Source organism: Cyanobium sp. LEGE 06143, from assembly GCF_015207535.1.
Classification (GTDB): Bacteria; Cyanobacteriota; Cyanobacteriia; order PCC-6307; family Cyanobiaceae; genus NIES-981.
In genome coordinates, this window is sequence record NZ_JADEWP010000082.1 from 1 (window position 1) to 10,163 (window position 10,163).

Annotated in this window: 8 protein-coding genes and 1 riboswitch; of the genes, 5 read left to right on the forward strand and 3 right to left on the reverse strand. The window is 66.8% G+C overall.

Annotated elements, in window-relative coordinates; genetic code table 11:
* Positions 1–55: 55 nt before the first annotated feature.
* The 5 genes from IQ216_RS07320 (at position 56) to IQ216_RS07340 (ending at position 5,055) form a co-directional block, all read left to right on the forward strand.
* On the forward strand, positions 56–1,261 hold the full coding sequence (locus IQ216_RS07320) for an amidohydrolase (RefSeq protein WP_193814963.1): 1,206 nt from the start codon (positions 56–58) through the stop codon (positions 1,259–1,261).
* The gene (locus IQ216_RS07325; RefSeq protein WP_193814958.1) at positions 1,258–1,509 is read left to right on the forward strand and encodes a DUF3188 domain-containing protein; all 252 of its coding nucleotides are present in this window, start codon (positions 1,258–1,260) and stop codon (positions 1,507–1,509) included. Before IQ216_RS07320 ends, IQ216_RS07325 begins: the two co-directional genes overlap by 4 nt.
* A complete protein-coding gene (locus IQ216_RS07330) occupies positions 1,506–2,156 on the forward strand; it encodes a HEAT repeat domain-containing protein (RefSeq protein WP_186698055.1) in 651 nt (216 codons plus the stop codon). Before IQ216_RS07325 ends, IQ216_RS07330 begins: the two co-directional genes overlap by 4 nt.
* 42 nt (positions 2,157–2,198) lie before the next feature.
* Positions 2,199–2,316: riboswitch (TPP riboswitch) on the forward strand.
* A gap of 95 nt (positions 2,317–2,411) precedes the next feature.
* Positions 2,412–3,800, forward strand: coding sequence for a phosphomethylpyrimidine synthase ThiC (gene thiC, locus IQ216_RS07335; protein ID WP_193814964.1), 1,389 nt, complete (start codon positions 2,412–2,414; stop codon positions 3,798–3,800).
* A 43-nt stretch (positions 3,801–3,843) separates the two neighbouring features.
* On the forward strand, positions 3,844–5,055 hold the full coding sequence (locus tag IQ216_RS07340; RefSeq protein ID WP_193814959.1) for a sodium:proton antiporter: 1,212 nt from the start codon (positions 3,844–3,846) through the stop codon (positions 5,053–5,055).
* A 36-nt stretch (positions 5,056–5,091) separates the two neighbouring features.
* Here the strand turns inward: IQ216_RS07340 and argS are convergent, their stop codons facing one another.
* The 3 genes from argS to IQ216_RS07355 form a co-directional block, all read right to left on the reverse strand.
* Positions 5,092–6,927 carry an arginine--tRNA ligase gene (argS, locus tag IQ216_RS07345; RefSeq protein WP_193814960.1) on the reverse strand — a complete coding sequence of 612 codons (1,836 nt, stop codon included), beginning with the start codon at positions 6,925–6,927 and terminating at the stop codon, positions 5,092–5,094.
* A 517-nt stretch (positions 6,928–7,444) separates the two neighbouring features.
* Complete coding sequence (locus IQ216_RS07350; RefSeq protein WP_193814961.1) at positions 7,445–8,896, reverse strand: iron uptake porin; 1,452 nt, start codon at positions 8,894–8,896, stop codon at positions 7,445–7,447.
* A 114-nt stretch (positions 8,897–9,010) separates the two neighbouring features.
* Positions 9,011–9,667, reverse strand: coding sequence for a histidine phosphatase family protein (locus tag IQ216_RS07355; RefSeq protein WP_370566656.1), 657 nt, complete (start codon positions 9,665–9,667; stop codon positions 9,011–9,013).
* Positions 9,668–10,163 lie beyond the last annotated feature (496 nt).

The following is a 10,163-nucleotide window of genomic DNA, read 5'->3' on the forward strand; positions in this document are numbered from 1 at the left end:
TGCGGCGACCTCTGGCCAGGCCGGCGGCTCCGGCGCCGGCTTCAGCTGGCAGTGCCTGGGCCTGGAGGCGGAGCTGCAGGCCGTGCTGCCGGAGCTGATCCAGCTGCGTCGCCACCTGCATCGCCACCCCGAACTCAGTGGCCACGAGCAGCAGACGGCGGCCCTGGTGGCCGGGGAGCTGCGCCGCTGGGGCTGGCAGGTGCGCGAGGGGGTGGGCCGCACCGGCGTGCTGGCCGAGCTGGGGCCGGCTGGCCCCGGGCCGGGTGGCGATCCCGTCGAGCCCCTCGTGGTGGCCCTGCGGGTGGACATGGATGCCCTGCCGGTGGAGGAGCGCACCGGGCTCGACTACGCCTCCACCACGCAGGGCCTGATGCACGCCTGTGCCCATGACCTCCACACCAGCGTGGGCCTGGGGGTGGCCCGACTGCTCAGCGCAGTGGCCCAGCGGCAGCCCCAGCTGCTGCGCCACCGGGTGCGGCTGTTGTTCCAGCCCGCTGAGGAAACGGCCCAGGGGGCGGCCTGGATGAAGGCCGATGGGGCGATGGAGAACGTGGCGGCCCTGTTCGGTCTGCATGCCTTTCCGAGCATTCCGGTGGGCACGATCGGGGTGCGCAGCGGCAGCCTCACGGCGGCGGCGGGCGAACTGGAGGTGGAGGTGCTGGGGGAGGGTGGCCACGGCGCCAGGCCCCACCAGAGCACCGATGCCATCTGGATCGCGGCCAGGGTGGTGAGCGGGCTGCAGGAGGCGATCTCGCGGCGGCTCGATGCCCTGCATCCAGTGGTGGTGAGCTTTGGTCGGATCGAGGGGGGCAAGGCCTTCAACGTGATCGCCGACCACGTGCGCCTGCTCGGCACCGTGCGCTGCCTCGACAACGACGTGCACGCCCAGCTGCCTGCCTGGATCGAGGAGACCGTCCACGCCCTCTGCCGCGGCCATGGCGGCGAGGCCCGGGTGCGCTACCGCTGCATCTCGCCGCCGGTGCAGAACGACGCGGCCCTCACCCAGCTGGTGGCCGAGGCCGGCACTGAGGTGCTGGGCAGCCAGCAGGTGCAGTGGCTGGATCAGCCCTCCCTGGGGGCGGAGGACTTCGCCGAACTGCTGGATGGCATCCGCGGCACAATGTTCCGCCTGGGGGTGGCCGGACCCGACGGCTGCACACCCCTGCACAGCAACACCTTCGCTCCCGATGAGGGGGCCCTGGCGGTGGGCGTGCGGGTGCTCACCCTGAGCCTGCTGCGCTGGATGGAGCGGCCCCGATGAGTCCCCCCGCTGCCACGCGTCAGCGCCCGTTGCTCTACACCATGCTGGCCCTCTCCGCGCCGCTGCTGCTGGTGGTGGCCCTGGGGGTGCTGGCCCAGCGCCGCGGCCCCGACCGCTGGCAGGCGGTGCCGGCGCTGGTGATCGGCGCGGCGCTGCTCGGCACCAGTCTCCACAGCCGCCGCAGGCGGCGCCGCTCGTTGCTGGCGGCCCTGCGCCAGGGCCGGCCATCCGCCAGGCTGGAACCATGAGCGAAGCTTCCGACCCCCGCCCCCAGAACCAGCCCGCCGACCTGCCGGCGCTGGAGGAGGCCATCCTCTCCGGTGATCCCTCCCGTTCCATGCCGGCCCTGGTGGGGCTGCGGGAGGTGCCGGATGAGCAGGCCGTGCCGCTGCTGCTGCGGGGGCTGGAGCAGTCGGCCTTCATCGTGCGCTCCCTGAGCTGCGCCGGCCTGGGCGTGAAGCAGACCGAGGCCGGCTGGGAGGCCCTGGTGCAGGCCGTGCACCACGACGAGGACGCCAACGTGCGCGCCGAGGCGGCCAATGCCCTGGTGAGCTACGGGCTGGAGCGGGCCTGGCCCGTGGTGCTCGAGGCCTTCCGGGCCGACACCCAGTGGCTGCTGCGCTGCAGCGTGCTCTCGGCCGTGGCGGAGCACCCCGAGGCGCGGGCGGCGGATCTGCTCGAACTGGCGGAACTGGCCCTGGCCGATGCCGACGACACCGTGCGGGTGGGGGGCACCGAGATCCTCGGCCGCCTGGTCCAGCAGAGCTCGGCCCCGGCTGATGCCGGCGTGGTCGAGCGGGCCAGAACCCTGCTCAGCGGCCTGCAGCAGGACGGCGACCACCGGGTGGTGGCGGCGGCGCTGAACGGACTGCAGGGCAAGGCAGCCGAGGGCTGACGGCCGCGCCAAGGCGCCCCAGGGACAACCTTGCTAGCTTTCTGATGTCACTAGGGGTGCCCCGCACACGCCACTTCCGGCGGGTGTTGCCAGGGCTGAGATCACACCCTCCGAACCTGATCCGGGTCATGCCGGCGCAGGGAAGTGTGCCGAATCCAACCGTGGTCCGCCTGGTCCCGGGAGTGTTCGGATCCGGAGTTGTGCCTTCCCATCCCCTGGCCGCCGGTCCGTTTGCACCCCCCTCCCGAGCCGATCATGCGCAGCGCCTGGATTGAGAAGCGTCGTGGCGACGCCAACGTGTCGCAGATGCACTACGCCCGCCAGGGCGTGGTGACCGAGGAGATGGCCTATGTGGCGCAGCGGGAGAACCTGCCCGCATCGCTGGTGATGGAGGAGGTGGCCCGGGGCCGCCTGATCATCCCCGCCAACATCAACCACCCCAACCTGGAGCCGATGGCGATCGGCATCGCCAGCCGCTGCAAGGTGAACGCCAACATCGGCGCCTCCCCCAACGCCTCCGACCTCGATGAGGAGGTGGCCAAGCTGCGTCTGGCCGTGAAATACGGCGCCGACACGGTGATGGACCTCTCCACCGGCGGTGTCAACCTCGATGAGGTGCGCACGGCGATCATCAACGCCTCCACCGTGCCGATCGGCACCGTGCCTGTGTATCAGGCGCTGGAGAGTGTGCACGGCTCGATCGAGAAGCTCGACGCCGACGACTTCCTGCACATCATCGAGAAGCACTGCCAGCAGGGCGTTGATTACCAGACGATCCACGCCGGCCTGCTGATCGAGCACCTGCCCCTGGTGAAGGGTCGCCTCACCGGCATCGTGAGCCGGGGCGGCGGCATCCTGGCCCAGTGGATGCTCTACCACCACAAGCAGAACCCGCTGTTCACCCGCTTCGATGACATCATCGAGATCTTCAAGCGCTACGACTGCAGCTTCTCGCTGGGCGATTCGCTGCGTCCCGGCTGTCAGCACGACGCCTCCGATGCCGCCCAGCTGGCTGAACTGAAGACGCTGGGTCAGCTCACCCGCCGCGCCTGGGAGCACGACATCCAGGTGATGGTGGAGGGTCCGGGCCATGTGCCGATGGACCAGATCGAGTTCAACGTCAAAAAGCAGATGGAGGAGTGCAGCGAGGCGCCCTTCTATGTGCTCGGCCCGCTGGTCACCGACATCGCCCCCGGCTACGACCACATCACCAGCGCCATCGGCGCCGCCCTGGCCGGCTGGCACGGCACGGCCATGCTCTGCTACGTGACCCCCAAGGAGCACCTCGGCCTGCCCAACGCCGAGGACGTGCGTGAGGGCCTGATCGCCTACAAGATCGCCGCCCACGCCGCCGACCTCGCCCGCCACCGCCCGGGAGCCCGCGATCGCGACGACGAACTCAGCCGCGCCCGCTATGCCTTCGACTGGAACAAACAGTTCGAGCTCAGCCTGGACCCTGAGCGGGCCAAGGAATACCACGACGAAACCCTGCCGGCTGACATCTACAAGCAGGCCGAGTTCTGCTCGATGTGCGGACCCAAGCACTGCCCGATGCAGACCAAGATCACCGATGAGGATCTGGCCGGCTTGGAGGAGGTGCTGAAGGCCCAGGAGGCCGCGGCAGGCCAGCCGGTGGGGGTCTGAGTGCGGCGGGGGCGGCCTCTGCAGCCCTTGTTACCTTCTCCCCATGCTCACAATCGAAACGGTTGAGCTTCTGCTGCTGGTGGCGGCTGTGGTGGCCATGCTGGCCCGCCGCTGGCGCCTGCCCTACAGCGTGGGTCTGGTGCTGGGGGGCATCCTGCTGGCCTGGCTGCCCTTCGCTCCTGATATCGCCCTGACGCGGAAGCTGATCTTCAATGCCTTCCTGCCGCCCCTGATCTTCGAGGCGGCGATCTGCATCGCCTGGCCCGCCCTGCGCAAGGACCTGCCGGTGGTGCTCACCCTGGCCACCCTGGGGGTGGTGGTGTCTGCCGGCGTCACCACCCTGGGCATGCACTACCTGGCCCACTGGAGCTGGCAGGCGGCCTTGCTGTTCGGTGTGCTGATCTCGGCCACGGATCCGGTGTCGGTGATCGCCACCTTCAAGGAGGCCGGGGTGCATGGCCGCCTGCGGGAGCTGGTGGAGGCGGAGAGCCTGCTCAACGACAGCACCGCCGCTGTGGGTTTCGCCATTGCGATCGCCTTCGCCACCGGCGCCGCGATCACGCCCCTGGGCACCGTCCAGTTTCTGGCTCTCACGATCGTGGGTGGGGTGGCCTGTGGCGCCGCCGTGGCCGCGGCCCTGCTTGCCCTGGCCGGCCGCACCGAGGACCCCCTGGTGGAGATCACCTTCACCACGGTGGCGGCCTACGGCTCCTTTCTGCTGGCGGAGCAACTGGAGGTGTCGGGGGTGCTGGCCACCCTCACCGCCGGCATCATGCTGGGCAACCTCGGCCCCCTGGGCGCCATCTCCCCCAAAGGCCGCGAAGCGGTGGAATCCTTCTGGGAGTACGCCGCCTTCGTGGTGAATTCGCTGATCTTCCTGCTGATGGGAATGCTGGAGGCCCACCAGAATTTCTCCCGGGTGCTGCTGCCGATCGGCATCGCCATTGGCCTGGTGCTGGCCGGCCGGGCCCTCTCCACCTATGGCTGCTGCGTTCTGTTCGGTTCGTCGTCGCTGCGGGTGAAGGCCAACCACCAGCACGTGCTCTTCTGGGGCGGCCTGCGCGGTGCCCTCGCCCTGGCGCTCGCCCTGGGCTTGCCCACCACCCTTCCCTACCGCGACGCCGTGGTGACAACGGCCTTCGCGGTTGTGGCCTTCTCGGTGATCGTGCAGGGGCTGTCGATCACGCCGCTGATGCGGGGGCTTGGGGAGATCGCGCCTGCACCGTCCGGCAGTCCTGTCGAGTCCTCGGGCTGAGCTGAGCGGGCCTGTGCGGCGCCGCCCCCCTTGCGCTCACATCCGCTCCAGGGTGGGAATGCCCAGCAGGCCCATGCCCAGCTTCAGGGTGGCGGCGGTGAGCTGGCAGAGCGCCAGGCGGGAGGCGCGGGCCGGCTCAGGTGCCTTGAGCACGGGCACCTGGTCGTAGAAGCGGTTGAACACCTGGCTGAGCTCGAACAGGTAACTGCACAGGCGGTTGGGCAGCAGCTCCTCCTCCACCTCCACGATCACGCCATCGAGCTTGAGCAGCTCCCGCACCAGGGCCCATTCCTGCGGTTCGCTGAAGCTCAGCGCGCTGGGTGCCTCCGGGGCTGGATCCCCGGAACCGGCCGCCGCCCCATCGCCCCCTTTGCGGGCGATGCCGGCGATGCGCACCACGGAATAGAGCAGGTAGGGGGCCGTGTTGCCCTGCAGCGCCAGCATGCGATCAAAGCTGAACTGGTAGTTGGTGCTGCGGTTCTGGCTGAGATCGGCGTACTTCACCGCCGCCAGGCCCACGGTGGTGGCCACCTGCTCGAGGAAGGCCTCGGCTTCGCTGCGGCCTTCCTCGCTGAGCCTTCGGCGCAGGTCGGCCTCGGCCCGCTCCACGGCCTCATCCAGCAGGTCGCGCAGGCGCACGGTGTCGCCGGCGCGGGTCTTCAGCTTCTTGCCGTCGTCGCCCTGCACAAGCCCGAAGGGCACATGCTCCAGGCGTGCCCCGGCCGGGATCCAGCCCGCCCTCTCGGCCACCTGGAACACCCCCGCAAAGTGGGCCGCCTGGCCCGCATCGGTCACGTAGATCACCCGCCGGGCGCCATCCCCCTCCGGCGGCGCCGCGAAGCGGTAGCGGATCGCGGCCAGGTCGGTGGTGGCGTAGTTGAAGCCGCCGTCGCGCTTCTGCACGATCACCGGCAGGGGCTTGCCGTCTTTTCCACTCACGCCTTCGAGGAACACGCAGCGGGCGCCGTCGTCGGTCACCAGCAGGCCACAGGCCTCCAGATCGGCCACCACCGCCCCCAGATAGCGGTTGTAGAACGACTCCCCTCGCTCGCTCAGGTCGATGGCAAGGCGGTCGTAGAGCTTCTGAAACTCGCGGCGGCTCTGGTCGCACAGCAGCCCCCAGGCCTTCAGCGACACCGGATCGCCCCCCTGCAGCTTCACCACCTCCTCGCGGGAGCTGGCCTGGAAGGCGTGATCGGCATCGAAGCGGGCCTTGGCCTGGCGGTAGAAGGCCACCAGATCGCCCAGGTCCACCGCGTCGGCGGTGCTGAGGGCCTCCGGCGCCACCTGCTTGAGATGGGTGATCAGCATGCCGAACTGGGTGCCCCAGTCGCCCAMGTGGTTGAGCCGCAGCACCGGATGGCCGCGAAACTCCAGCACCCGGGCCAGGGAGTCGCCGATGATCGTCGAGCGCAGGTGCCCCACGTGCATCTCCTTGGCGATGTTGGGGCTGGAGAAGTCCACGATCACCGGCGCCGGCGCTTCAGCGCCGGGCTCCCGTACGCTCGGCACCCCCAGGCGAGGATCGTCGAGGCGCTGCGCCAGCTCGGCCGCCAGCCGCTCAGGCCGCAGGGTGAGGTTGATGAAGCCCGGGCCGGCAATCTGGGGCTCCAGGCAGAGCTCCGTGAAGCTGGGGTCGGTGCCGAGCTCAGCCACGAGTGCGCTGGCGATGGCGCGGGGCGCCTGGCGCAGCGGCTTGGCCAGGGCCAGGGCGCCATTGGCCTGGAAATCGCCGAATTCCGGCTTGCTGGCCGCCGCCAGCTGGGGATCCAGGCGACCTCCGCCCTGCCGCGCCGCCGCCGCCTGATCGGGAAACGCCCGCTCCAGGGCCGCCGTGAGCTGGGCTTCAAGGGCGTGGGCGATGCGCAGCATGGGTGGCAGGGGCGGCCGGTGTGCCGGGGTGGAACAACAATCCGGCTCCGATCATCCCCCTCCGCCTTCCGTCGCTGGGCCCCCAGCCCCCGGGCTGCAGGGCCATGTCACATCGGGCACGCCGTCGGCTGCCCTGGGTCACCTCCGATTCACGCTTTCTTCCTGGGTCGCAGCGGTCGATGGCGCTAGGGGTGGGGAGCAGCACTCGCTTCCGCTGGTGTGCCTGCGCCTCGGCCTGATTGGAGAGTGATCTGTTGCCCGATCCCCATCGTTTCGCTGGCCACGCTGCCCCAGGCGGTTGGCGCCGGGGTCAGCGCTGGTTCCTGCTCTGGAACGGTGATACCGGGGCAGATCCCGCTGGGTCGCAGGCCAGGCCTCAGGCCTCGGGCGATGCCGCAGGTTGCAGACCGGCGTGGCGGCCAGGCCTGAGCTTCAGCGTTGCCTCCTTGCTGAAAAAGCGCCGAAACTCCAGAGAGTCTCGGCGCCAGAGATCGTTATCAAACGGGCTGAATCAGCCTTAGAAGGAGAACGTGGTTTTCAACATGCCACCAAAGGTGTCATCCGTGCCGGTGTTCTCGATGTAGAAAAAGGCGGGAGTCACGGCGATGTTGTCCGTGACCTGCCAGTTGTACCAGAGCTCGTAGGCCAGGTTGTCGTTCCCATCGCCCCCATCAACCCAGAGGCTGTTGCTGCAGGTTCCCACCGTGCCGCACTTGCCCCCATCCACCACTCCCACACTGCCGAGGGCCATGCCGAGGCTGTTGCCCTTGACGAACATGTCATCCCAGGTGAGGCCCACCATCCAGCTCCACGCCTCATCATTGGAGCGGCGGTCGATGTCCGACCAGCCAAAACCGGCGCTGATCGAAGGTACCCAGCCAGCTTCCTTCGGCTGCCAGTAGCCGCTCACGGCCACGTTATTGCTGGCGCTGGTGGGGAAGAGCTCGAACGGATCGTAGTCTGAGTAGGTATAGGCAATGGCACCGCCCCAGTTCTCTCCGATGTAGCCCCCCTGCGCGGTCACGATAAAGTCCCGCCCGGCGCCGACGGTTGAGTCGGAGGCTGCACCGATGTCAGACACGTAGGCCATGGTAAAAGCCCATCCTTCCTTCTGCCACTGCAGGCCGGCTCCGGCACCCTGGGTCTTGTTGTAGGTGGCCTGGGCGCCGGCGTAGTTGAAGATGTCGAGGCCCATGTCAACCGGATAAGCGGTGGGCCAGAGCACGATGTCGTCCTGGGCGACGTTGGCACCCACGGTGGCGATGAAGTTCTCACCGATGGGGAACTGATAGAAGAGACGATCGATGAACACAGAGTCGGCGGAGTCCTCCTCACCGAAGCTGATGCCCAGGGCGGTGTTGCCGTTGCCGAACACTGAGCTGCCGAAGTTGCCTGCCCGCAGGGTGGTGCGCAGCAGGTCCTTGCCGGAGAAGCTGGTGTCGAAGCTGAGCTGAACGTCGTAGTTGGCGGTGATGTTGTCACCAAAACCGGTGTTGCCGGCGCCACCCAGCACCATGGTGGCCTGACCGCTGAGCTTGGTGGTGGTGGAGAACTGGCTGGCCTCCAGCTCACCCACCTTGGCCTCAAGGCCGTCGACGCGGCCCTTGAGGATGGCGAGTTCCTTCTCGAACTCGGCCATCAGGCGCTTGAGCTCGTCGGTCACTTCGGTGACGCGGTCGAGGCAGGCGTTCAACAGCGCAGCGGCTTCAAAACGAGTCATGGCCCGCTGGCCGCGGTAGGTGCCGTCGGGGTAGCCGGCGACGCAGCCATAGCGCTCGATCAGGTTGGAGAGAGCCTGGTAGGCCCAGTCCGTGGGTTGCACGTCCGAGAACTGGGAGATGCTGGTGACTTGCTCCTGGGAGGCGTACTGGTCGACGCCGTCGAAGTTGAGCTCAGAAGCAGTGGCGGCCACAGGGGCCAGCAGTCCGAGTGCCGCGGGGGCAACCAGCAGTTGCTGGAAAAGTTTCATGGGTTCCTCACACGAAAAGGAACGGCAAGCGTAGTAACGATTCTCATTCTCAACACACTGGTCTGTGCCGGTGGGGCTTCTGGCTGGTTTGAGTCGAGCGGGCTCTCGTCAGTTTCAGAGTTTCGCCCATTCCGCTGGCAGTACATTGGCCACAAGGCTGAATCCGCCTCGGCCATCCGGCTTGATCACATAGGCAATGCCTTGGGGATCTGGATAGATGCCAGTTGCAGATTCAAAAATGTCGTCATGGCCAACAATCACTGTGTTGCTGCCGCGTTCTGGAAGTTCACTCAGCAAGGGAGTGACGTTCTTCTTCATCAAAGCAACCAAGTCATCGGTGTACTCTTCGTAGGGAAGAAAGTTCAGGCGCGAATCCTTCTTGTCATATCTTCCAAAGGCCAGGTTTGCCGTCTGCCAGGAGCGACAGTACTCGCTTGAGACCACTTTGTTCACGGGAATGCCCTTGGTCGTGAATGCGGCACCAATATCTCTGGCATCCTGAATGCCCTGCTGGCTCAACTGACGCTGGGTCGCGCATTCGCCCAGACTCATGTTGGGATCGGCTTGATCGGCATAGTCTTTCACCGTTTGAGCGTGGCGGAAATAGATGACATAGCCTCCCTGCTTCAGGGCTGACAGCAGCGCTTTGCCATTAATTCGATCTTGAAAGTCTGCGTTGGCCTGTTCACCAGGGGACAGCGCCTGAGCCAAGCGAAGTGGGGCAATGGTCTGGCCGCCTGTGCGCGTTGAGACGCGTTCAGGTTCACTCACGGCAGTCCATGCAGGCTGATGGGCAGCCGACACCCCGATAATGCCCAGGGCGAGAGCCAGGACTAGTCTGGACATGAAGCAAGACCTCTTTAGGACTGAACTAGAAGCAACTTGTCCAATGGAATCATGCTTGTCAGATCTCATCACCCATCAACAGATGGGTCTTCGATGTTGGAGCACAGGCCAAGGATCACAAAGCCGCATCCAAACTCTACGGGATCACTACAGAAGCCGATGGCCTGTAAATCACTCCTGCAAGTGCTGATTGTTACAGGCTGAAAAGCTGAGCTCGCTCTTGATCAGTCAGCGTGACATTTCATACGTTCGCGGGTGTCATGGCCGATGCCATGCGCAGTTGGAATAGCTAAATGTCCGACGACAATCTGGTTGAGGGGCGCATTGCATCGTTACTTAGGTTACTTGCGTAAGGTTGTTGCATCAACATTTGGCGCAAGGTGGCGGTCATGCCGAGCGGTGCTGCGGCTGACAGGCGTGA